This window comes from Chroococcidiopsis sp. TS-821 (assembly GCF_002939305.1).
Lineage (GTDB): Bacteria > Cyanobacteriota > Cyanobacteriia > Cyanobacteriales > Chroococcidiopsidaceae > Chroogloeocystis.
In genome coordinates, this window is sequence record NZ_MVDI01000005.1 from 90,881 (window position 1) to 114,090 (window position 23,210).

15 protein-coding genes and 1 pseudogene are annotated in these 23,210 nt (G+C 40.8%); 9 read left to right on the forward strand and 7 right to left on the reverse strand.

Going from position 1 to position 23,210, the window contains the following annotated elements; genetic code table 11:
* The first annotated feature begins 40 nt into the window (after nucleotides 1-40).
* Nucleotides 41-1,039, forward strand: a complete 999-nt coding sequence (locus tag B1A85_RS14625; RefSeq protein ID WP_104547646.1) for a PRC-barrel domain-containing protein — start codon at nucleotides 41-43, stop codon at nucleotides 1,037-1,039.
* A gap of 56 nt (nucleotides 1,040-1,095) precedes the next feature.
* Here B1A85_RS14625 and B1A85_RS23955 read toward each other — a convergent pair whose 3' ends face one another.
* Nucleotides 1,096-1,272: a hypothetical protein gene (locus tag B1A85_RS23955; RefSeq protein WP_168192409.1), complete on the reverse strand. Its 177-nt coding sequence runs from the start codon at nucleotides 1,270-1,272 to the stop codon at nucleotides 1,096-1,098.
* A gap of 718 nt (nucleotides 1,273-1,990) precedes the next feature.
* On the opposite strand from B1A85_RS23955, the gene B1A85_RS14630 reads away from it, so the two are divergent.
* Together B1A85_RS14630 and B1A85_RS14635 are read left to right on the forward strand one after the other, a co-directional pair.
* Nucleotides 1,991-2,446: an orange carotenoid protein N-terminal domain-containing protein gene (locus B1A85_RS14630; RefSeq protein WP_104547647.1), complete on the forward strand. Its 456-nt coding sequence runs from the start codon at nucleotides 1,991-1,993 to the stop codon at nucleotides 2,444-2,446.
* Between the two features lie 215 nt (nucleotides 2,447-2,661).
* Nucleotides 2,662-3,948: a phosphatidylserine/phosphatidylglycerophosphate/cardiolipin synthase family protein gene (locus B1A85_RS14635; protein ID WP_104547648.1), complete on the forward strand. Its 1,287-nt coding sequence runs from the start codon at nucleotides 2,662-2,664 to the stop codon at nucleotides 3,946-3,948.
* Nucleotides 3,949-4,035: 87 nt separating this feature from the next.
* On the opposite strand, the gene B1A85_RS14640 is transcribed toward B1A85_RS14635, so the two are convergent.
* Nucleotides 4,036-8,046, reverse strand: a complete 4,011-nt coding sequence (locus B1A85_RS14640) for a choice-of-anchor I family protein (RefSeq protein ID WP_104547649.1) — start codon at nucleotides 8,044-8,046, stop codon at nucleotides 4,036-4,038.
* Nucleotides 8,047-8,566: 520 nt separating this feature from the next.
* Here B1A85_RS14640 and B1A85_RS14645 point away from each other — a divergent pair.
* From B1A85_RS14645 to B1A85_RS14660, 4 genes and pseudogenes are all read left to right on the forward strand, one after another.
* Nucleotides 8,567-9,718: a hypothetical protein gene (locus B1A85_RS14645; protein ID WP_104547650.1), complete on the forward strand. Its 1,152-nt coding sequence runs from the start codon at nucleotides 8,567-8,569 to the stop codon at nucleotides 9,716-9,718.
* A gap of 114 nt (nucleotides 9,719-9,832) precedes the next feature.
* Nucleotides 9,833-11,189: pseudogene (locus B1A85_RS26180) on the forward strand (mechanosensitive ion channel family protein).
* 61 nt (nucleotides 11,190-11,250) lie between these two features.
* The gene (ubiG, locus tag B1A85_RS14655) at nucleotides 11,251-11,988 is read left to right on the forward strand and encodes a bifunctional 2-polyprenyl-6-hydroxyphenol methylase/3-demethylubiquinol 3-O-methyltransferase UbiG (protein WP_104547651.1); all 738 of its coding nucleotides are present in this window, start codon (nucleotides 11,251-11,253) and stop codon (nucleotides 11,986-11,988) included.
* 320 nt (nucleotides 11,989-12,308) lie between these two features.
* Nucleotides 12,309-13,196, forward strand: coding sequence for a DUF3267 domain-containing protein (locus B1A85_RS14660; protein WP_104547652.1), 888 nt, complete (start codon nucleotides 12,309-12,311; stop codon nucleotides 13,194-13,196).
* Here B1A85_RS14660 and B1A85_RS14665 read toward each other — a convergent pair.
* Both B1A85_RS14665 and B1A85_RS14670 read right to left on the reverse strand, forming a co-directional pair.
* A complete protein-coding gene (locus B1A85_RS14665) occupies nucleotides 13,176-14,084 on the reverse strand; it encodes a hypothetical protein (RefSeq protein WP_146087184.1) in 909 nt (302 codons plus the stop codon). The two genes, B1A85_RS14660 and B1A85_RS14665, sit on opposite strands and share 21 nt — an antisense overlap.
* 41 nt (nucleotides 14,085-14,125) lie before the next feature.
* Nucleotides 14,126-14,608 carry a serine hydrolase gene (locus tag B1A85_RS14670; RefSeq protein WP_104547654.1) on the reverse strand — a complete coding sequence of 161 codons (483 nt, stop codon included), beginning with the start codon at nucleotides 14,606-14,608 and terminating at the stop codon, nucleotides 14,126-14,128.
* Between the two features lie 367 nt (nucleotides 14,609-14,975).
* Between B1A85_RS14670 and B1A85_RS14675 the strand changes: the two genes are divergently transcribed.
* Nucleotides 14,976-15,872 carry a YegS/Rv2252/BmrU family lipid kinase gene (locus B1A85_RS14675; protein ID WP_104547655.1) on the forward strand — a complete coding sequence of 299 codons (897 nt, stop codon included), beginning with the start codon at nucleotides 14,976-14,978 and terminating at the stop codon, nucleotides 15,870-15,872.
* 135 nt (nucleotides 15,873-16,007) lie between these two features.
* On the forward strand, nucleotides 16,008-16,454 hold the full coding sequence (locus B1A85_RS14680; RefSeq protein WP_104547656.1) for a DUF4332 domain-containing protein: 447 nt from the start codon (nucleotides 16,008-16,010) through the stop codon (nucleotides 16,452-16,454).
* Between the two features lie 251 nt (nucleotides 16,455-16,705).
* On the opposite strand, the gene B1A85_RS14685 is transcribed toward B1A85_RS14680, so the two are convergent.
* The 3 genes from B1A85_RS14685 to B1A85_RS14695 form a co-directional block, all read right to left on the reverse strand.
* Nucleotides 16,706-18,754, reverse strand: coding sequence for a dynamin family protein (locus B1A85_RS14685; protein WP_104547657.1), 2,049 nt, complete (start codon nucleotides 18,752-18,754; stop codon nucleotides 16,706-16,708).
* A 52-nt stretch (nucleotides 18,755-18,806) separates the two neighbouring features.
* The gene (locus B1A85_RS14690) at nucleotides 18,807-20,762 is read right to left on the reverse strand and encodes a dynamin family protein (protein WP_104547658.1); all 1,956 of its coding nucleotides are present in this window, start codon (nucleotides 20,760-20,762) and stop codon (nucleotides 18,807-18,809) included.
* Nucleotides 20,763-20,858: 96 nt separating this feature from the next.
* A complete protein-coding gene (locus tag B1A85_RS14695; protein WP_104547659.1) occupies nucleotides 20,859-23,192 on the reverse strand; it encodes a dynamin family protein in 2,334 nt (777 codons plus the stop codon).
* Between the last annotated feature and the right edge of the window lie 18 nt (nucleotides 23,193-23,210).

Genomic DNA, 23,210 nt, shown 5'->3' on the forward strand with positions numbered 1-23,210 from the left:
TTAATAAACCGGATTCGAGATCAGGACTCGGCAAAAGAAAATGACCTCTGAACAGATTATTAGGCGTTCCGACATCTTGAACACCCAAGTGATCGCTAAAGACAATGGTAAGCGGCTAGGTGTGATCAATCAGCTATGGGTGGATATTGACCGACGAGAGGTTGTAGCCATGGGCTTGCGAGACAACCTGATTGCGTTTGCCGGTGTTCCGCGCTATATGTACCTCAACAGCGTTAATCAAATTGGCGACGTTATTTTAGTGGATAACGAGGATGTCATCGAAGATATTGATGTTGACGTCTATAGCACTTTGATTAATTGTGAAGTCATCACGGAAACCGGCGAACTGTTGGGAAGAGTACGCAACTTCAAATTCAACGCGGAAACAGGTATCCTCACTTCACTGATTATTGCTTCGTTAGGTATACCTCAAATTCCCGATCAAGTAATCAGTACCTACGAAATTTCGATTGACGAAGTTGTCAGTAGTGGTCCAAATCGGATTATTGTATTTGAAGGTGCTGAAGAACGCGTCGTGCAGCTAACTGTGGGTTTACTTGAGCGTCTTGGTATTGGTAAAGCCCCATGGGAACGCGAAGAGGAAGAAGCTTACTTTACGCCTACTGCTAAACCAGAAAATCAACTGGGAACCGGCGTACCGTTGCAAGCGCCAGTGAAACCGATGCGGGCGACGCAACCTGTTGAAGAAACGTGGGATGAAGACGATTACGAATACGAAACGCTGCAACCTGCACCCAGACAACAGCAGCGCTACCAACAGCAGTATGAATCAATTCAGTACGAGGAAGAAGAATACGAGGATAACTGGAGCGAAGCAACTCCTAGCGATCGCTATTCAGAACCGAGAAGATACGAGGAACCACCCCGCTACGTTGAACCTGAACCTTATCGAGAACCTGATTACGTTGAGTACGAAGACGATATTACCCGCGATGCGTGGGCAGATGACGAGCCAAAGCCTGTGAATATTCCCAAAAAAATCAAGCAACCAGAGTACGAAGAAGAAGATCGTTACTAAAAGCTTGATTTCAGGGGTGACGGAGAAAAGTCAGTGGCAACAATTCGCAATTCTGATTATGCGTTACCCCAGCAAACACAGTAGCGATGGCGTCCCCGCGATTTCGCTTGATACAGCGTATCAGCAAAAGCGATCGCTGGCGGTTGGACGTGCGGCATATCTAAATGAACCTCAGTTGCGATTACCTCAGCTACCTTTGTTGCGCTGTTGAGCGAGGTGTAGGGTACAGGCATAGCGATACATAATTGAGTGCTGCGAATAAAAGCCCTGCCTGCGGAATTTGCCCTGCAAGCGACATTTGACACTGCGCCAAAACTTCGCGTACAGCTTCGAGAGAATCAGGATCGTTACTATGTACCGGTTACTACTTTTAGCATTTTCAAGGAGTTGATTAACCTAACCATGATTCCAGAGTTACCTAGTAGAATTACCCTGCGTTAAGCTGAATATTTCTACCAGATCGTTATTCCCACAAATGATTGCTTGCTTTTTGCGATCGCCTCAAAATTTAGATATACACCAGCAGCACGATAAATAACACAATGCTTTAAGTAATTCACTTGAAGTTGAAAATTTTATGATGACAACAATTAGTAAATTTTGAGTAGTTAATTCATTTTGATAAATAGTTGTATCTATAACTAAATCGCTATATTCATTGATTTCATGAACTGAAATTTGATAATTTTGCAAAGAGCATCGATATACAAAATTACAAAAGACAGACGAGCAGTTCATCAAAAGTATAGGAGATTACATATTAACTTTATATAAGCACATTGGTATTTATTTTTTTTGATTGAATCTATCATAAGTTGTGCTTTCAATATCTATCTTTAGAAAGGTTAATTTATATTTTTAAACTTATTAAATCGGGTTCTAGAGGCACTAATTAAGCCTGTTTTATCACTCAAGAAATTGAGTTAATTGTTTAGAGGATCTGAGGGTATAATGACATACGCTACTGATGACACAACAAAAAAAACTGTAGAGGCATTTCAACAGTTTGATGCCGATACCCAATTAGGCTTGTTGTGGTTTGGTTATAAAGACATTAAAGAGCAACTTCAGCCAGCGAATGAAACTTCTGCTCAAGATACTGCCGAAGCCTTATTTAATCAAATTCAGTCTTTGCCGCAAGAAGAGCAGCTACAGGCGCAGCGCGATATTGTAAATCGAGCCGACAACGATATTAGCCGCGCGTATAGTTCCCTCAGTTCGAGTGGTAAGCTTGATTTATGGTTGCGCTTGGCACAAGGTATGGATAAAGGTACAGTGATTCAAGTACCATCAGACTACGAATTGCCTGCTGAAACGAACGATTTTGCAAACATGGTGAAACAACTTGATTTTGAGCAGCGCATTGACTTTATGCGAAGTGCGGTAGTAGAAATGGGAGCTAAGTAAATTCAATTTGGGGCTAGTCATAAACTAGCTCCTTGACAGGCTATAAGCATCCTGCCAGTAGGATACAAAGGGAAATTTCATTTTTCTACCAGCAAATCTACCTATACTCGCATCAACCTAAAAGCTGAGTCACCTCCTTATATCAAAAGATAGGTGTTTTCCCAGTAATACTTAGATTACATTTATACTCTTGTAGCCTTGTCAAAGTATGTACGATGGCAAAAAGGAATATATTTGCCTGGTTGGTAGGCGGTCTTACTGGGGTAGCATTATTTGCATTTCTCTTTCTTTATCTGCGTGGGGCATTTCGTCCTGAACCAGAATACAAGATTACTGCAAGTCCTACGATTGAAGATCCGCGCTTTCCGCTATCAATAGTGAGTTTGACCAACGCGTTACCTACGTATGGTCGCATGACAGGTTTTTGGGACAACGTAGACGACATTTATGCTGCACGTAACGCGGCGATTCGTAGTGCGCAACGTTCAATTCGATTTGAAACCTATTTTATGACTCCTGGTCGTCGTGCAGACGAATTTGCTGCAGCACTCATCGAACGCGCGCAAGCAGGCGTAGAAGTTCAAATGCTAATCGATGACTTTGGCACTAATTCGCTACCTGATGAATATTGGCAGCGATTGCGCAATGCAGGCGTAGAAGTCCGTTTTTTCCGGCAATTTGATTGGCGAGCACCACTCAAATATAATTCACGAACACACCGGAAATTACTTATTATTGATAGCCAGCAAGTCTTAATTGGCGGTGCAGGAGTTTCAGATGACTGGGATGGCGATCCTGATATTGGAGATACAGCACCTTGGTTAGAATTTGAGGTGAGCTACGAAGGGCAGGTGGCAAGTTTATTAGAAGGTAACTTCTTTCAAAACTGGGCATATACAGGCGGTGAACTCAACCTCGGACCAGACACAATCCCAGCTAAACCAAATGAAGGTGCCCCTTTATTTGTTACCAATGATACTTCCACGTTAAGCGAATCTACGATAAGACTTTTATTCCAGATAAGTTTTTTAGGTGCGAAAGAGCGTGTTTGGATTGGAAGTCCTTACTTTATTCCGGAAGCAAACACTCGTCAGGCACTCATTCAAGCAAAACAGAATGGAGTCGACGTGCGCGTGCTGACAATGAGTAGTAGAAATGATAAACCCATAGTACGTTATGCAGCGCGTGAGAACTACGAAGAACTACTAGCAGCAGGAATACAAATTTGTGAATATCAACCGAGTATGATGCACGCCAAGTTAGCACTCGTTGATAGCAGTTGGGTAAGTACCGGTAGTGCAAATTTTGACCCACGTAGCTACTTTCACAATGATGAATTAAATATCTCTACGCAAAAACCAGAATTAATTGAGAACGTAGCAACCTTTTTTGAAGATGCCATAGCAAAGAGTCACTGTTTAACTTACGCTGAGTGGCAACAAAGACCTCTGACAGAAAGAGTTATGGGTCAATTGGGTCTTATTGCCAAGCCATTGCTGTAAGCTCATCTCCAATAACTTTAGAAAACCAGAATAAAAGAAGCATTGATAGTCGACCGTCAAGCGATCGACCATCAACTATCAACAAAACTACGCAAATACAAAACTATTACTATTTAGAGAAGTTGCTGAAATACCTCTTAGAATAGCTAAGTCTGTATCCGCAGCGCGAATTAAGGTATTGCCTTCATCTTGGGTCAGGATAAGGTCACTAAAGTTATTGACTGTCGACAAACCAGCAATACCAATGATATCCGTACCAACTTGAAAATCAGTAATGGTATTTACACTATTCGGTAAACCATTGTAAGCAATCCAGAACTGATCGGCACCTGCACCACCATTTAAGAGATTATCGCCTTGTCCCGCAAACAAAACATCATCGCCATTACCGCCAAACAAGCGATCGCTACTACCGCCAATTAAGGTATCGTTACCTGCACCACCATACAAGCGATTACCACCACTGCCTACAGCAGCATTAAGAATGTCATCGCCTGCTTCACCAAAGAGGCGATCGCCTTGTCCCGCAAACAACTCATCGTCGCCATCACCGCCGTATAGCTGATTACCACCGCCACCCGTAGAAGCATCAACGATATCATTACCAGCCCCCGCAAAGACAGTATCGCGGGTATTGGCAAACAACTCATCATCTGTTTCTGTACCAAAAATGAGTTCTCCGGTGGGTTCTGGAGTACCGTCGCTGTTTACCGTAATTTCAAAAACGGTCGTTGTGCCACTGACTTCATTTGCCGTGACAACTAATGGCTTGCCATTCGGACTATCTTCCGCAGAGATAAAGATAATCCCCTCTGTCCCAAGATCGCCTGCGGTTCCCGCTGCTGGATCGCCGCTGAAATCGCGGTTATTGATGTATTGAACGAATTGCGGTGACGTCGGGTCGGTAATATCATAAGTCATAATGCCACCAACTCGTTCTAAACCAATAAAGGCATAGAATCGACCATTAATTTCACCAATTGCCACATCTTCAGGTTCTGGTCCTTTATCATCGCTGCGCGTATCAAAAGAATTTTCGCGATGATTCGAGTTGAAAAATTGCGGATAAGTTTCGGCGATAATTTTCTCAAAATCGTCACCACTTTCGTAGACGAGATTGCCTTGCGTATCCCAGATAGCAAACGACCGACCGCCAAAGACGTAAAGTTCGTCGAAGTCGCCATCACCGTCAGTGTCACCATTTGCCGTCGTAACGGTTAAACGCCCTAAGGCTTCATCAGCTTGTAACTCAGCAGCGTTGGGAAAAGCAACAGGGTCTAACACTAAATCTTTGATGCGTGCTTCTTCGCTATAACCGCTATAATCACGGGCATCGCCCTCATTTGCCGTGACGATGTACGTTTCACCATTGACTTCATACGTTGCAAAGCCATCAGGTTGGTACATACCATAAATGGGCCAGTTGGCAATATTAATGGCACCATCGCGATCGCTAGCATCTAAACGATTACCAGGGAGGCTATGATCTTTGAACCCCAACGGTAAAATATCGGTAATCTCTCCCGAAGCAATATCAAGTACTGCTAGCGCATTGTTTTCTTGTAGCGCAATCCACGCAGTTGTAGAATCTGCGGAAACTTGAATGTACTCAGGTTCTAAATCTTGGGCAACTGTGGCGTTAGGTCCAAAAATACGCACGCCAGCGGCGATTAATTCGTCACGACGGTCATTGTAAGCTCTAAAATCGGCGGTTGTAACGTTATCTTGTGTCAGGTTTTCAAAACCACCAGAAACATCAATAATACTTACCGAACCTTCAGGGTCAATGGTGTAATCATCATTGGGTTCGCCTTCATTCGCAACTAACACCTTACTGCCATCAGGAGTAAAGGTAATCATGTCAGGTAGCGCCCCAACTTGTACAGAACTTAAAAAGTTACCGTCAACATCAAAGAAAACGGCTTTACCTGGTAGTTGTGTATTTTCATCTTCTACAGCAACAGCGATAACATCATTGAAAATTGATACGCTGTTTGCAATTCCACCGAAAGCAGTCGAGGAAATTGAATCCAAGGCTTGAATATTCGTTGGATCGCTAATATCTAAAACATCAACGGTTGCTTGATTAGCATTGACAACAAATAAACGTTGGGTTTTGGGATCGTACTGCACAATTTCGGCGGCACTTTCATCGAAAATGCCTGTTTCATAAGTGCCAATAGGAGCTAAACTAATCGCATCCGCTGCACCAATCAAAGGCGTAATTACAGTATCGCTACGTTCGTTAAGGTTCTGAATTCGAGAATCTTGTCCAGGTCCAACATCCGCAACACTATAAGGTTCTTCGCTAAAGTTAGCAAACAGATACTCAGCTAAAGCATCTTGTTCGGTACCAGGATCGGTAAAGGTGGCATTGCCAGCATCAATATCTAAAGCTGTGAGATCGACTCGATTCGCCAATTCTGGATTTTGCGCGATAAATTCGTCGAATGGATAGCCATCGCCACCGTCAGCCAGGAAGTCTAGCGTGACAACACGAAAAGTCTGTTCGGGATCGGCAACTAACTCGCCATCTTGGACGACGATTGTCGGCGTGTCTGCGGTTTCCACAACCAGCGATCGCACGCGACTACCTGGTTCTAAATCAGGGTCGAAACTAAAACTCAATCCTGCTACTTGCGGAAATCTTCCTGGAGTAGCGCCTGGTGTAGTTGCTGCGACTCCATATTCAATCACAGTAACAAGTTGTTCAGCAGTTAATGTAATGAGGCTAAGTTCGTTATTGAAGCGTAAAGCGTTTTCAATATCGAGTTGCGAAATTTCACCCGCTTGTTTCCCTGTTAATTCATTAGCTAGTGGTGGTACGCGATCGCCTTCTTCAGAACCGATTGCCCCAATTGAAGCCCGAATTCCTCCGCCATTCTTAATCGAGATCGCAACAGTTTCATCAATTTCGCGGGCAGTTGCTAGATTCGCATCCGCTGAAAGATTGCCTAAATTTGTTTCTTGCGTGCGGACATCTTCTCGTTGCCCATTGAGAAACACGTCTGTTTGACCAAAAATGTTACCGTCTTTCTCTGCTAAAACCGCACCAACAGCTGTCACAATATCGACAACTTGAGAAGTGGGGACAACTGCATCTGGATTCGCAACAACGTCGCGTACCTCTATGACACCTTGTTCGTCAGTAGCATAAGCACCGCTCACCACCGAGTCAATGCTATCAGGAATTAAAACTCCATTATCATCAAATTCAACAACTAAACGTCCTACATATGTATAGTTACCATCAGTGCTGACGATCGCTATAGGTTCGCCACTTGCAGATTGTCTGAAGATTGGATATGGTCCTTGAACCTCGTCGCCTTCACGCAGGCGATCGGTCTCATCCGCTAAAATTGTATCCGAGCCACCAGCAATAATAATATCAACGTCGCGCAATCTTTCTGCGATCGCTAATTCTACCGACAACTGCTGCAAATGAGCAGTTAAAATAATTTTATTGACTCCTTGAGCTGTTAGTTCATCTACTGCTGTTTGAATTTCCGCTGCTAGTGCATCAAAATCCTCTGGATCGGGAGGAATGATCGTCACATCACCAGGAGAAGAAATCGTATCCAAAAGCGGAGTTGTAGCGCCGACAACGCCAACAAATTCCCCATCAAGTTCAAAGATGACACTTTTTGCAATGCTGTTAGGCTGAGGCGGCTGCCCATCAGGAACTACCAATGGAGCAAGGTTACTATCTGTACTAACATCAAGATTAGCGCTGAGATACGGAAATTGAGCGCCTGGATAATCGCCGTCAGCAGCCAGAACAGTTGCAACAAAATTTGTCCCTAAATCAAATTCATGATTACCTAGCGCTGAAGCATCAAAGCCAATTGCATTCATTAGTGCAATATCTGCTCTGCCTGCACTAGGATTACCTAACACATCTGCTAAACTAGGGTCGCTGCCAGCGAACAAAAAAGGACCAGGAATATAATTATCACCTGAGGAAATCAGCAAAGTTTGGTCGGGAAATTCTGACTCTAATCCATTAACTATTGCGGAGAATCTAGGTGCATCTTCCAAAGAAGAAATCCCAGCTTCTAAGTCAGCAGCATGAAGTAATTGTAATTTAAATGAATCCATAAGTGATATGTCTGCAATGATGACAAATTACAGCGCAAACCTTATTGTGATAATTGTGGGCTTCGAATTTGGCAACAGAGGCAAAACTCTAGAGAATTGGGATAAGTTATGTGTTGCGATCGCACCTCTGTAACTTACCAAAAAAATGTTAAGGAAATATTATCTTTATACTAAAAAACGCGCTTTACCCTTGAGCCAGTAGGTACTTGTTTCTTGTCTACCTTGCCGCAAAGAATTATTTTGCTAAATATCAACTTTAAGATAGATGCAATTTTTCTTTTATTTCTAATCTAACTGTAAAATCAATCAATAGATAGATGCCTAATAAAAATCTACCAAGTTAGTTGGTAGTCAACAAAAGACAAAATGTCTAATATGAAAAAGAATTTACAGCCCGTACAAAGTCAATCGATGAGAGTTTTGTTACGCTTTTAGTACGGACTTCGCATTTTGTCCTAAAAATCTGACACCCTCAATGGGATTGCTATACTAATCTTCTCACCGAGTTGGAGAATATTGTATGAAATTGTTTTCAATCGACGAAGCAAAAATATTAATAGAACAACCTAAAGGTACGTGTGTTTCTATTTATATGCCCACGCACAAATTAGGAACTCAGACGCAACAAGATCCAATTCGCTTTAAAAATTTACTTAAAGAAGCCGAGGACAAATTAATTGCAGGAGGAATGCGACCGCAAGATGCAAGAGATATGTTAGCACGGGCGCAGCAGCTTGATGACTATCAATTTTGGCAACATCAAAGCGATGGACTGGCGATTTTTATTGCGGAGAATTTCTTTAGCTATTACCAAGTGCCAATCAGCTTTGATGAATTAGTTGTTGTAACAGATCGCTTTCACCTCAAGCCACTATTACAGCTACTGACCGACGATGGAAGATTTTATCTACTTGCACTTAGTCAAAACCAAATTCGGCTTTTCCAAGGAACGCGCTATAGTATCAGCGAAATTGACTTAGAAGATGTACCGCAAAATATTGCGGAAGCCTTGCGCTATGACGTGTTTGAAAAGCAACTGCAATTTCATACCGGTACTGCACAAGGTAGAGGCGGAGACCGCGCTGCCATATTTCACGGACAAGGTGCAGGCGAAGAGGAGCAGAAAGACAACATTTTACGCTACTTCCGTCAAGTAGATTCAGGCATTCAAGAATTACTCAAAAATCAACAATATCCGCTTGTTTTGGCTGGAGTAGAATATTTATTCCCTATTTACAAAGAAGCAAATAACTATCCTCACTTAATCGATGGAGGTGTCACAGGTAATCCCGATATTTCAAAACCTGAGGAATTACACGCGCAAGCTTGGGAAGTCGTACAACCCCATTTTCAGAAAAAACAAAAAGAACTTGTAGAACGCTATCAAGAATTAGCAGGCACAGGACAAACAAGTGATAACATTTTAGAAATTGTTCCTGCTGCTTATTTTCAACGCGTTGATTCCTTATTTGTAGGAACTGGTATCCAAAAGTGGGGTACCTTCGATCCAGAGAATAATCAAGTGGAAGTTCATGACGAGCAGCAAACGGGCGATGAAGACTTAATGGATTTAGCCGCAATTCATACTTTGATAAATAGTGGTAATGTCTATGTGGTTGACCCTGAATCTGTCCCAGGTAATTCATCAATAGCAGCAATTTTCCGCTACTAGATGATATGGTGGGCAATGCCCACTATAGTATTATTTTAAAAAACCAAAAAGGCACAAAGAACTCAAAGCAAGAAGAATTAACGAGTTTCTGAATTGTTTAATAGAGAGTAGGGAATGGGCAAACGCAAACAAGTTATTGCTAGATTACGCATTGTCGCGTTTGTCGCTTGCTTGATACTGTTGAGAAGTTATATCGGTTTAGCCCAAGATATTCCTCTTGTTGAAACTCCTGTTGAGCCATTGGTCGAAGTTCCTGTCGATGGGGTATTTTTTGCGGATATTTTAGTACGCGGAAGACCAATTTTCCAAGTAGGTAGTTTAGCAGAACTAAATGCAACACAACGCGCGCAAATTATTAATCGTCGCATTGCTAGTGTCTTAGCGCGATCGCAACCGCCAGAAACTGTTACTGTACAAACAAGTCCTCAACGCAATATTGCAACATTGCAAGTCAATAATCGCGTGTTGATGACAGTAACGCAACAAGATGCGGAAGATTTTGGCACTTCTGTTGAGGAATTAGCGCAGCAGTGGGCGAATGAACTCAATCAAGCTTTTGACCAGCCACCGTTAGCCGTTGATGTTGTACAGCGCGTTAACATCACGATGCGCGAGTTAATCCGTGACATTATCGATAATTTGCCCTCGATTATTGGTAGCTTGATTGTTGTAGCGTTGACGTGGGCGATCGCGCGTGGAGTCAGACAAATTGCCTATGCTTGGGCGCAACGTACCGAAGGCGATCGCAGTACTGAAATCCTCATCGCTCGCTTAGGATATGGTGGAGTATGGGTAATTGGTTCGGTCATTGCCCTGGGCGTTTTAGGACTTGATTTTACTGCCTTACTGGGTACATTAGGATTAACCACCGTTGCCATTGGTTTTAGTCTGCGAGATATTCTCAGTAATTATATTTCTGGTGTGATTATTACTTGCTGCTCGACCGTTTCGACTCGGCGATCAAGTTGTTATTAAAGAATTTGAAGGTACAATTACTCAGATTCAACTCCGCGCGACTACGATTCAAACGTATGATGGGCGTATGGTGTACGTTCCCAACCAAGAAGTCTTTCAAGCGAGTATTACTAATAATACCGCTTCCCCCGTGCGTCGGAGTTCGGTGATTGTTGGTATTGATTATGCTGCGGATATTAATACCGCAAAGCAGATTATTCGCGATGCTGTTTTGACAATCGAAGGAGTAGAAGTTACTCAACCGCTAGAAATTTTAATTCGCGAACTTGCGCCAAGTACTGTAAATCTTGAAATTCGCTTTTGGGTAAATTCGCGCCGCATGGCGTTTTTAGAAGCCACTTCGCAGGTAGCACAAGTGATTAAAGAGTCACTCATGAATGCAGGAATTGAGTTACCAACAGATATTTATACGCTAGAATTTCGTAATTCACCTCCAACCTCACGTCAAGTTCAACAACAAGCTAAAGTTGTAGAAAATAATGGGCAAGGAGAATGAATATAGCCGTTTGTAAGTAGTAATTTGTAGCTTTGAGACTGGACTTTTAATCCTAATAATCATGAAGAAAAACGATTTAGAATTTTACGACATCAATGCTGATAATTGGTGGGATGAAAATACCAAAATTTATAGCCTTTACCACCTAAACAAGCCTCGATTTGAATTCTTTAATCGTTATGTGCCAAATTGGCAAGGATTAAAAGCTTTAGACGTAGGTTGCGGTGGTGGATTTTCTTGTGAATTCATGGCAGCTATGGGGGTTGATGTATGCGGTATCGATCAATCTCAAAAGTGTATCGAAGCTGCTGCAAAGCATGCTAACAATAGTGGCTTTGAAATAGATTACTGCTACGGAATGGCAGAAAATATGCCCTATCAAGACAATTATTTTGATGTAGTAGTATGTGTTGATGTCTTAGAACACGTCGAAAGCGTGCCTTGTGTTATTTCTGAAATATTTCGCGTTCTTAAACCAAATGGTTTGTTCTTTTTTGACACAATTAATCGTAATTTAAAGTCAAAAATTGTGATGATTTGGTTGATGGAGAATATTTTAGGTGAAATTCAACGAGGAGTTCATGATTGGAATAAATTCATTAAACCTGAAGAACTCACTGAAATATTAGAAAAAGGTGGTTTTAAGAATATAGCAATAAAGGGATTTGATATATTTGGCGAAGCTTTACGATTCAATTTTGTTAAGTACGTGCATTACAAAAAAACAAACAAATTTAGTGTAGATATTAATGATGATACTTCAATAAATTACATTGGAAAAGCTAGTAAAGTAGTATAAAGATTGTAATGAGCTATATTCCGCCACATTAATGGAATTTAAAAAATGATGAAACCTACTGCATTAACCAATATTTTTCTACTAGGCTAGAACCGCAAAAAGTATTAGTGACGTTGATAATAAAGCTGCGAATATTAAAATTTATAGCATTGAAGTAAGTCTCTGATTAAATTCGCGCTGCATGGCGTTTTTGAAATAATTGCACAAGTAGTACAAATAATTAAAAAGTCAATTGTAAACGCAGATATAAAACTTAGTGTCTTTTTATCCATTCTACAGCAGCAATAGCAAACCATATTAAAGCAAGATAGGAAGCGAAAATGAATTTTATGTCTGTTGAACAAAAATTGCAACAACGTGGCTATCAACTATTAGATGAATTAACAGTAAATCGTTCTTTAGCCGCCAAATTTTTCTTTCTAGCTACAGGAGGTTTTTTCTTATTTCTACCAACTTTTTTAGCAATTTATGCTTTCTTTATAGGAACGAGTCAAGACATTGATTTTGCATTTTCGCAAGTACAGGGGTGGCTAGGAACATTACTTCTTATTGTCTTAACAATTGTCTTGCACGAACTTATTCACGGCGCGGTAATGTCAATTTATGGTGGTAAACCGCGTTATGGAGTAGGGCTATCGCACTTTGTTTTACCGTATGCTTATGCAACTTCGAGCAAAGTTTTCACGCGCAATCAATTTTTGCAGATTACGCTTGCACCATTTGTGCTAATTTCAGTTTTAGGCGTGTTGCTAATGGTTCTATTGCGGATACCTTGGTTAGCGATCGCACTTGCAATTAACGCCGCAGGTGCAACTGTCGATATGTGGGTGAGTACAATTGTTTGGCGCTACCCTCGGCACATATTAGCAGAAGATACGGCAATTGGTTTACGCATCTATGGTAAATCGGGCGATCGCCGCGTCGCCCATTCAGCAAATAATTTATTCTGGAGTTTTTTGACAGGTTTTGCGATCAGTATGGTTGTCATTTGGATAGGATTAGGCTTTGTGCTACCTGTCATTTTGTCGATACTGGGTATAAAAACTTTGACTTTAGGAATTCCAGATACACCCTTGAGTTTGTACCAGTATCAACGTACCGATGACGGTGGTTTTCGGTCATCGATTCAGTTTATCAATGTTTTAGCATTGAGTAGTGCGGTGGGATTAATTTACGGTATCAACAACTCAAAATCTAAAACCAAGTAAGTTCCAATAATTCAAAAAGGGAATAAATCCTAAAATGGCTACAGTGACGATAGAATAATGCAGTCGTCCCCACCATGACCAATATTGTTTTTGCCAGGCGAGAATTGCAAAGATTGGTAAGAAAATTGATATTACCGCTGCGACTATGGGAATCCAGAGTAATGCAACCATAATTGATGGCACTCCGTAAATCAACTCGATGGGATCGTTGAGTAAAAGTGCCAAACCCATACCGATCAGAAATAATAAATACAGTAAGCTAACTAAACCTGCAACTAACCACGCCCATCGTACCATAGATTTAGACTGGCGTGCAGATTGCGAACGATGACGTATAATATTAGGAATTCCTACCCAAATTGCCGAGATAAAGGCAATCAGAAAGAAAATTGCCAGTGGGATGTGAAAATAAGTTGTTTCATACCAAGGTAACTTCTCAAACCCAGCAGGACCAAGATCCAGTGGGTGATACATATGAGTGATATTTCCGCGATCGCTTTGTTCAAAAACGACAAAATCATCATCGTTGTAGCGGTAAAATACTAATGGTTCTACCTCCAGCAGTCGTACCAAGTTATCTTGTGGGGGTATTGTTGCAAAAAATCCTTCTGGAAAATGGACTTCTAAAGTACCATCGTCTTTTGCATTGACGCTGACATGATTAAATAACGAACTAATTTTTGCGATCGTGTGTTCTGGATACTCAAAATCACGGTAAGTTCCTGTAAAAAGTCGCACTCGATTCTGATGATTTGCTAGCGGTTGTGGAACTTCAGCTTCAGCTACAGGATAAAAACGATCCAAAAACTGAGTCGTCAAACGTTCGTGAAATTTGGGGTCAAATTTGTTGTAAGCAATGAACAAACCTAAATTTTGTTCAGGTATCAAAGAAAGCAAGCCTGTATACCCAAGAAAAATGGCACTATGGGCTAGTATTCTTTGGCGATATTTGTACCTTTCGTGAAAAGCATAGCCAATTCCAGGTAACTTAGGATGATCGGTAAACCGACGCGAAAAACTGTTTGATCTGGAGTAACTGGCGTTTGCTTGTCTATATCAGCGTAACCATAACCTTTGGTAAAAAAGACTTCACCATCTTTAACTAAAGCAATCGTTGCACCAGGAACGTGCAATTCCTCCATTTGTTCTGTAAAGAACTCGTCCATGAAGCTTTCAAGTTCTTGGCGGTTGGGAATTCCTTGCTGAGTTGCTGTATTTTGTTGTACGGTTGCTTGTGGTGGTACTGCTGTTAGCTGTAGTTGCAATCCTGGTATTAACAAGATTAAGATACCAAGCAAAAAGTATAAAGTTACCCTAAAAATCTGCCTTCCTATGCGAGAACGAATCAGCGATCGCATTTGAATTATGAATAACAAGTTACCCTTATCGTTCTCAGGCAGTCGCTTAACCATGTTGCTGAAGCAAGTTACTTAAAAGTTTTAATGTCTATTTTCTATTTTCGTACAAGTGGTTCATTTTTTACTTCGCGATCGCACATTACGAAGTAGCCTAAAATTAATCGTTAATTAACTTAGTAATTCCTGCTATAGATAGATGTTATTGAGCTTTAATCTTAGCAACAACTAACTAAAGTATAGATTCTTAAAGAGTGCATTATATCTTTATACAGATGAAATTAAAACTTTTACTGACTCAAAATCAAACCTAATTGTAAGAGTTGAGTCACACATATATTTACAGAACTTTAACTTCAAATAGCGATCGCCTAAATACTCGCATTTTCGCTAGAACCCTTAGTATACTTACGGTAGTTGCTTTATGTTTCGCTCAGCTTCTCTTATTTTCAACCCATCATCAGGACAAGGAGATCCTGTAGAAGAACTAACAGCAATTAGAGAAATACTAGAGTCAAAACTCGATTTGGATCTTTATCCAATTCATGATAAAAAACACGATATTGTTCAAGCAATCAGTGTAGCAGTTGCGCAGAATACAGATGTCATTATTGCTGCTGGCGGTGACGGTACTGTTGCTGATGTTGCTGCTGCAATTGGAAAAACACAAATTCCGCTTGGTATCATTCCTAGAGGAACGGCGAATAATTTCGCCACAGCCGTAGGTATTCCTCAAGACATCCACTCTGCTTGCAACGTTATCTTATCTGGAAGATCGCGTACTATTGACACTGCTTGTTGCAACGGTAAACTGTTCCTGACTCAAGCAGATATTGGTTTCAAAGCAGAAACTTTAGAGATTGTCGATCGTCAAGCAAAAAACCGTTTTGGAGTACTAGCGTATATTCTTGCTAGTGCAAAACAGTTGCAACATATGCAGTGGTTTACAACTACAGTAGAAACAGACAACCGAACTTTAAACTTGGAAGCAACAGCAATAACAATTGCCAATGCTGTTCCTCCTACATCACCGCTAGCACAGGGAACAGAAGGAGCGATCGCAGATGATGGTTTACTAGATATCACAATCACTACCCCTCAAAATCGATTAAATATGGTGACAGCAGCTTATCAATTGTTGCGCTCTGGTTTAAACAAAACTGCTGTAAAGCATAAGGATGTCATCTCATTAAAAGCAAAATCGGTGAAAGCGATCGCCAATCCTCAGCAAAGAGTTGCCCTTGACGGTAATTTAGAAGGCAATACACCTGTAGAGATTGAGTGTATTCCTGCTAGTTTAAATGTTGTAGTTCCAACATAAATTAAAATGTTTTTCTTGAAACTTGCTTTGCTTCTTCTCGAATTCAAGGAAAAGCAGTTTTTGAATGATGAAGTATTAGTTAATATCCATTACTTATATTATTTTGACCTACTGATATAGTTTTACTTCTAAAATATGCAAAATCTAGATCGTTCTTTTCGAAGTAAAGTTGTTGCTAAAAATTGGCGAATGAGTGAATTACCAGGATTAAATGTGCAAACACAAGATCAACTGACACAACTTGGTATTTCTACAACGCTGCAACTACTACAGCAATGTAGAACTTCTGCTCAACGACAAACTTTAGCAACACACTTACAAGTCAGAGTCGAAACTGTCAATAAATGGGTAGCTTTAGCAGATTTAGCACGAATTCCTAGTATCGGCTGTCAATATTGCGGCTTGTTATTGCACGCAGGCGTTATATCTGTTGCACAACTTGCGCAAACTCCAGTGCATAGATTACATCAACCAATTTTGCGATTGCAAGTAGCAACACTCCAACGTTGCGATTTATGTCCCTCAAAAAGTGAAATGCAAGTATGGATCAATCAAGCGCGATCGCTACTTGCAAGAAAATAGATATACTGCGTGAAGAGAATAGCGAATAAATTCGCAGCTAGATAACAAAGTCCACCTTCGCTGACTTACTACTAGAGGTCTTATTTTAGTGTACGTCGTAGGAAAGGTGTAATTTATGCAGGAGGTTGAATGAGTAGAGGCTTTACTATTGCTATAAAACAAAAGTATATTGATAACTTAATAAGCCTAATAAGTTAATCAATAAAGGCAAGCCAAAAGCCCGCCCTGTTTAATCAAAATGATTGCTACAATTAAACGCTCAAAATCTCAACAAGCTGATCGGATAGCCGCTGGGCATTGCCAAGAATCTTCTCAGTTTCAGTCCGAATTTTATTAAGTTCTTGGCGTTCGTTTTCGTTCATGGCTTCATTACGTCCCCGCTTGTCACTTAGTTCAGTCAAAGTTTTCTGAGTGTTATCGAGTAATACCTCTACCTCTTGACGCAGAGTTTGTTTGAGCATCTCAAAAGCAGTTGTAATCTGCTCGTCAATCTTTTGTTCAAGGCGCTGCTCTTGAAGTCGTTTTTCTATTTCCTGGAGAACTTTCTCCTTGTAATTTTTCCTAAAGTTTTCTACGCGATCGCGACCAAAAATCAACTTTGTTGTCTCGCCTCCTGTAAAAATAGACAAAAGTCCAGTAGCGATAACAACAGGCCAAAAGGCAGCTGCGGTTAACCCGATAGCTCCGGCTATAATTCCAGCCAGAAAAAACGTGCCAAAACTAGCAGCAGCACCAACAGCAGCACCTTTTACCCCTGCAACGCGGTATCCCGACCAAATTCCACCAAATCCAGTAAACGCTGATAGTGCAGCAGTTATGGCTTCTGCAGCACCACTTGTTTTGCGATCTGAGCTTGCAATAATGTCGCCATCAAATTGCATTTGAATACTTGTGAGCGCCTGCTCGACTGATTCAGCAAAATTTTTCAGGCGTTCAACTTCCCGATCAATTTCTTTTTGAATTTCATTCTGGATTTTTTGAGATAATTTATCTGTAGCACGTTGCAACGCCTTCGAGACTTCGTTGCTCAACTTTTTCGCCAAATTCTTTTTATTATTTACTTCTTTTGGCTCGATGGGTGTCGATTCAATTGCCGTTTGAGCAGCTTGCTTTAATTCTGTAGGGAGATCGTAAATTAAAGGTCGAACTAGCAACTTCACATTGGCAGCAGCACCATCAATCAGTTGCAGTTCTTTTGTCTGCCGCTCTCGGATAGCAGCAATCTCAGCTACGCTTTTGTCGTAAGCCTCTTGGAATTGTTCTTGCTTCATTTGCAAGGCGTTTTCTCGAATATTAAGGGCGGAGAGAATTTCTTTAGATGAAGCGATCGCGCGGTTAGCGGGAACTTGCAACAAAATTCCTCCGCGCTCTCGTGTTAGAAACGTTTCTAAAGCAGACTCAAACTGCCTAAACCCACTTTGAACTAGTAATGCTTCATCGCCTTTATATTTAGCTGATAAAGCTTGCTTGATATAAATACCAAACACTTTAGGTTCGCCAATCTTTTGCCTGTATGTTTTATACTCCTCAGAATCTTTGCCAAACCGATCTGCGGCTCGATCTAATACATACGCTTGAATACGTTTTTTAATCGCTTGAAGTACGCGGTCTGCCTCTTCAGTAGTGTAGCTATCCCAAAGATTTACTACAAAGATAACCCGTCCTAAATCGTTACTCAGTAGTTTGTTTTCTAGGAAATCCTTTTCATATTCCCCAAAAGGATGTTGTGCTAAAATGATCATAATAGCTGCATCAACTTGAGGTAAGACTGATAAAGTAACATCAGTCATACTTTCTTCATCATTTAGTCCTGGAGTATCGATAATTTCGATATTATTCTGACAATAAGGAACAGGATAATACACTACAGCTTCTTTAATTGATTCGGCAGTAGTCTCAGATTCTGGCGTAAGTTTTGTAACGTAATCAGCCAATTTATCAATGGAAACCTGATCTTCCTCACCGTTTTTAAATAGAATTTTTACAGATGGCTTTACTCCATAAGTGACGCGGTTTAATGTAGCAGAACAGGGTGCAACGTCAGCGGGAAGAATCTCTTTGCCGAGCAAAGTATTAATGAAGGTACTTTTACCAACTTTAAACTGACCAACAATAGCAACAGAAAAAGTTCTTTCTTCAATTCGCCATAATATTTCATTAATTAATTCAACTGATTTGGTAAGTTTAAGTTCTTCAGAAAAACCACGTAATTTTTGCAAGTCAGATGTGAGCGTGCGTTCTACTTTTTTGTAATCAAGGATTGAATCCAGTGATAGAGTTTTATTGTTTGTAGTTATCATTACTAAGTTCTCCTTTGTAAATATCTTTGTTGTTTCAAATGAAAACGGAATTTTACGTACCCTGTTGACTGATTTGTTCAGAAAGCTGTTGCAAGTTATGAAGGATGATCTGTAATTTTGAACGAATTTGTTTGAGAGCTTGGTGTTTAGTTAAAATCATAGCTTCATGTTTTCCATACTTTTGTGCTAGCTGAGTTTGAGTAGTATCTAGAATTAACATCACCTCCTTTATAAAGGAAACTTGGAGTTTTTCTAAATCAGAGAAATCACTAGATATATAGTTATCAACAGTTTGATTAACGTTCATCAAATTTAGTTGCTTTTCAATCTCTGCCATAACTTGGGGTTGATATTTTTCCTTAAATTTGTTGGCTTTAACATTAGCCCCAACACCAGCACCGATTGCACCGCCAATTGCAGCACCTATGGGAGTTCCCGCAGTTAAGACAAAACCAAGAACAGCCCCAATAGTAGTGCCAATACCTTCCGGTTGTGTAAATATAAAAACTTCCAAGTTACTAGGAAATAGTAGTGATAAGGTATTTATACTTTGCTGGTTAAAGGGATTGTAAAGCTTAATTGAGTAGCCAATATTCATCGCTGTAGTGTAAATTGTTGTGTCTAATCCTAGTTGAGTTATTTCTGGAGTAATTTGTAAGATACTTTGTTCAAATAATTCAACAAAATCTTTAATGTTACTCCATACCAACAGTAGTGCTTCCTGTGCTTCTTTCTGAATTGTATGAGCTAGTTCACTACTAGTACTTTGCACAGTATCCAATATTTTGTTAGCTAAATCACTCTGTTCAATAGTATTTATGTCAATTGACTGAATAACTCGCTCGACAGCAGATATTAGTTTTTTATGTAGTCGGCGATCTGCTATTTTTGACTGTGATTTTACACTTGTCAATGTATTTTCAAATAATTGTTCAACTTCTGTTTTTTGACAGCGGATTATAGAAATTTTCTTGCTCACTATTTGGTTAAGCTTTCTTAAATTAGCTTGTTCTAATTCTAAATACTTATTTTGCTCTTTAAGATTTCTGAGGATTTCTTTAGTTGAGTTGAGGAGTTGATTCGTAGTTATTTCTAAGCGAATTATTTCTCGTTCTTGCTGAAGAATTCTTGTTAAACTATACTCGAAATTAGTCAAGCGACTTTGAGCCAGCAAGTTTATATCTTTAACTTGCTTTGCTTGTAATGCTTGCAAAGCTGAAATACCAAAAATTTGTATATTGATTTGTTTTATGTACTCTTTATTGTTAGATTGGATTGCCCAATTTTTAATACAGTTTTTAATACGACCTTTAATTAAGAGCAATAGCTTTTCGACGTCTTCAAGAGAATCGCATCTGTCGATTCCATTTACTACAAATAAAATGTGGAATATACCATTATCTAGTAGTTGACTTGTAAGAAACTCACTTTCAGAAATGCTAAAAGGCGATAAGGGGGAAATCAACATTATAACCATATCACATTGACGTAAAGCTGATAGAGTTACTGCAGTCATATCAGCATCATCACTTAGTCCTGGCGTGTCAATAATTTCTACGTTATCTTGACAGAAATACCAGGGATAATAAATAACTACTTCTTTGAGTAAGTTGGCTGCAGCTGCTGATTCAGCAGTTAGTTTAGTAGCATAATTTGCTAATTCATGAAAGGCGATTTCTTGCTCGCGACCATCTTTAAAAAGAATTTTTGCGCCGGGTGTTGACCTATGAGTAATGCGACTTAGAGTAGCAGTGGTAGCCAAAATATCCGAAGGCAAGATATCGTGACCGACAAGAGCATTGATGAATGTACTTTTGCCGCGATTAAATTCGCCAACAACGGCAAGCGAAAAGCTATCTACTTCCAATCTTTGGAAAATGTTATCAATTGATTCACTATCAAGGTTAAGTTTTTGAGAAAATTCTTTTAGCTTTTGCAAATAACTTAATAACGCAAGTATTGTTTTTTTGTAATCAATAATGGCAGGTGTAATAAGTGTTTGATTCATTGTGAATGTGCCCTATTGAGCAGATTTAATTGATATAATTTAATAAAAAGACTTTGTGGCAATAATGGGTTAAAGGCGCAAGTTCTACTAATGCATTTAGGTTGTAGGTTGCTGTAGTGCTGTAACGATTTCGGTTTTTAAAGCCGAGGCAGTGTCAATCAGGTGTTGCCAAGTTGATTCGACTGTGACAAAAGAGTTTTTGTTTATAGCTGTATTCCTCGCGGATTGCCAGAGTGCTTGCTGGTGTTTTGTGTCTTCACTCAATTCGCGGTATACGCGGTGAAGACGCTCAGCAATGAAGTGACAGTATTCTTTAAGCGCTTGGTCAACACTGGGTTCTAATGCTTGAGCTACCATTTGGCGCTGTTCTGCCAACTTTTCGTTCATTAGTCGCTCACTCAGGAATGTTGTGCCAAGGCTTGCTACAATCCCAACGGGAACGCCAAAAACATAGCTACCGAGCATAGCGGCGCTGCTACCTATTCTTGTAAGAAAGCGATATGGTTGCAAATCAGTTATTTCTAATTCGTTAGGTTTGTAATTTATCCCCCATGGTTCAGCAGTGACGCCGAAATTGGTGGTAGCTTTATTCATCATTTGCACGGAAAAGAAGCGTGAAACTTCATTTTGTAGCCACATGAAATCGCGAGCGATCGCTTTAATGAGAAAATCTTCTGATTTGCGACCAAGCGCAGGCAATTCTCGCCGCAATCGAAAAGGTAATTCTCGTTCCCACCAGATTTTGGGATTCGAGGTGCGACTTAATTCAAAGGAAAGAATATCGAGGAGTTCCGTTTTTGCTTGCAGAAATCTTTCCTTTAACTGTTGATAACACTGCTGGCTGCGTCTATTGAGTTCGCAGTGAATTTTCTGCCAATGAAGTTCTGCTTGTTCAATCTCGGCTTGTGCCTGCTGCAAGGCTTTTTCGCGTTCTTTTGGACTCATCCTTGCCGCACAGATCGCTGTTTCACCGATTTGGCTCATCTGGCTTAGACGATCGGCGAGTTGTCTTGCCACTTGTTGACTGCGCCACGCGCGGCGATCGCCTTTGGACACCATTGCACCGATTTGAGTTCGCACTGCATTGAGGACACCGTCTGTGGTATCGCTATCGACTGGATGCAGTGGTAAAACTGATATACTCTGAGAGATTTCTGCGACGCGTCCGCGAATATGTGCTACGACTCTCGTCCGCTGTTCTTGGGCGATGCTATCGAGATGGGAGACAACAACGAGAATGCGATCGATGTGTCGCCCCAGCATCTGTTGTTTCAAAAATGCAGTTTCCCCCATGCTGAAGGGAGCTACAGCACTAACAACCAAGATCGCAGCATCACAACGACTGAGGAGATCGCCAACAAGAGCCGCTCGTTCGCCATCGAGATCTCCTATTCCTGGAGTGTCAATTAACTCAACATCAAGCGATCGCAGCCAAGGTTCGTCTACAGCGATCTGCACGCGGGCAACACCTTCGTCTGTTGAATCGATTGCTAGCAAGTCACGCCATGAAGATGCTTGCAGCGATCGCACTTCACTATGCTGTTTAGAAAAACGGACTTCGACGCATTCTTCTGTGCCTGCAATAATTGAAGTGAGGATTGCTGTCGGAGAAAGCGTGCCAACAGGAATGAGAAAACGACCTAATAAGCGGTTAATCAGCGTGCTTTTACCTCGTTGGAATTCGCCTACTACAGCAAGTCGAAAACCTGGCAGATGCCAATGAGTTTCTAGCGCTTGTAGTTCTGAGACCATATTCTCAAGCGCCGAGGTTTCTGCCAGTGTCAAACATTTACGCAGCCAAGAATTAATCTTGTCGCTCAAATCCGGTGGAGTCCAATAAGGAATCGTCTCTTGTCGCTGTGGTGTTGCCGCACCAAAACGCAACCATTCGCGACTTTCTGGAATTAAAGTATGGTAATAGGGATAAACTTCTACAGGCAAAAGTTCGGCGTAGTGTGTCGCGAGCAAAGCAAAATTAACTTGACGTGCAGGTGGAGTTGAGAGAAGGCGGTCGAGAATAGAAAATAGGAGATTTTCCTTTTGTAGATGCGACCTTGAATCTAAAGTAATTTGTCGTTGCACTGGGCATTCCGCGATTTGAGAATGACGAAGCAATGTTGTATCTTCACGACTGCGCAAGTCTATTTTTCGTACAACCTTTTTCTCTAACCAAGACCATTCCACGGCTCCCCAAGGCGCGAACCATCCTTTTGCACCATCCTCAAGCTGCGTTGGCACAACTAGTAGAGAAATCAGCCTCCAGTGTTCTTCGTGCTTAAATGGTACTGGTGGCAATGCAACCGATTCCAAAGTCACCCACTCGCGTAAACCTGGTGTTTTGTGGATACCACGCACTAATGCTTCAACCCCAGTTTGTTTTACTACTGGTTTAGCTTTAAGTTGTCGAAGTAAGTTTCGATCGACAGACATAACAATTTCTCCTTGAGA

What these genes read in the sequence shown, in the direction of transcription:
- B1A85_RS14625 (WP_104547646.1), top strand. Translation starts at nt 41, where the DNA reads ATGACCTCTGAACAGATTATTAGGCGTTCCGACATCTTGAACACCCAA.
- B1A85_RS23955 (WP_168192409.1), bottom strand. Translation starts at nt 1,272, where the DNA reads ATGCCTGTACCCTACACCTCGCTCAACAGCGCAACAAAGGTAGCTGAG.
- B1A85_RS14630 (WP_104547647.1), top strand. Translation starts at nt 1,991, where the DNA reads ATGACATACGCTACTGATGACACAACAAAAAAAACTGTAGAGGCATTT.
- B1A85_RS14635 (WP_104547648.1), top strand. Translation starts at nt 2,662, where the DNA reads ATGGCAAAAAGGAATATATTTGCCTGGTTGGTAGGCGGTCTTACTGGG.
- B1A85_RS14640 (WP_104547649.1), bottom strand. Translation starts at nt 8,046, where the DNA reads ATGGATTCATTTAAATTACAATTACTTCATGCTGCTGACTTAGAAGCT.
- B1A85_RS14645 (WP_104547650.1), top strand. Translation starts at nt 8,567, where the DNA reads ATGAAATTGTTTTCAATCGACGAAGCAAAAATATTAATAGAACAACCT.
- ubiG (WP_104547651.1), top strand. Translation starts at nt 11,251, where the DNA reads ATGAAGAAAAACGATTTAGAATTTTACGACATCAATGCTGATAATTGG.
- B1A85_RS14660 (WP_104547652.1), top strand. Translation starts at nt 12,309, where the DNA reads ATGAATTTTATGTCTGTTGAACAAAAATTGCAACAACGTGGCTATCAA.
- B1A85_RS14670 (WP_104547654.1), bottom strand. Translation starts at nt 14,608, where the DNA reads ATGGTTAAGCGACTGCCTGAGAACGATAAGGGTAACTTGTTATTCATA.
- B1A85_RS14675 (WP_104547655.1), top strand. Translation starts at nt 14,976, where the DNA reads ATGTTTCGCTCAGCTTCTCTTATTTTCAACCCATCATCAGGACAAGGA.
- B1A85_RS14680 (WP_104547656.1), top strand. Translation starts at nt 16,008, where the DNA reads ATGCAAAATCTAGATCGTTCTTTTCGAAGTAAAGTTGTTGCTAAAAAT.
- B1A85_RS14685 (WP_104547657.1), bottom strand. Translation starts at nt 18,754, where the DNA reads ATGATAACTACAAACAATAAAACTCTATCACTGGATTCAATCCTTGAT.
- B1A85_RS14690 (WP_104547658.1), bottom strand. Translation starts at nt 20,762, where the DNA reads ATGAATCAAACACTTATTACACCTGCCATTATTGATTACAAAAAAACA.
- B1A85_RS14695 (WP_104547659.1), bottom strand. Translation starts at nt 23,192, where the DNA reads ATGTCTGTCGATCGAAACTTACTTCGACAACTTAAAGCTAAACCAGTA.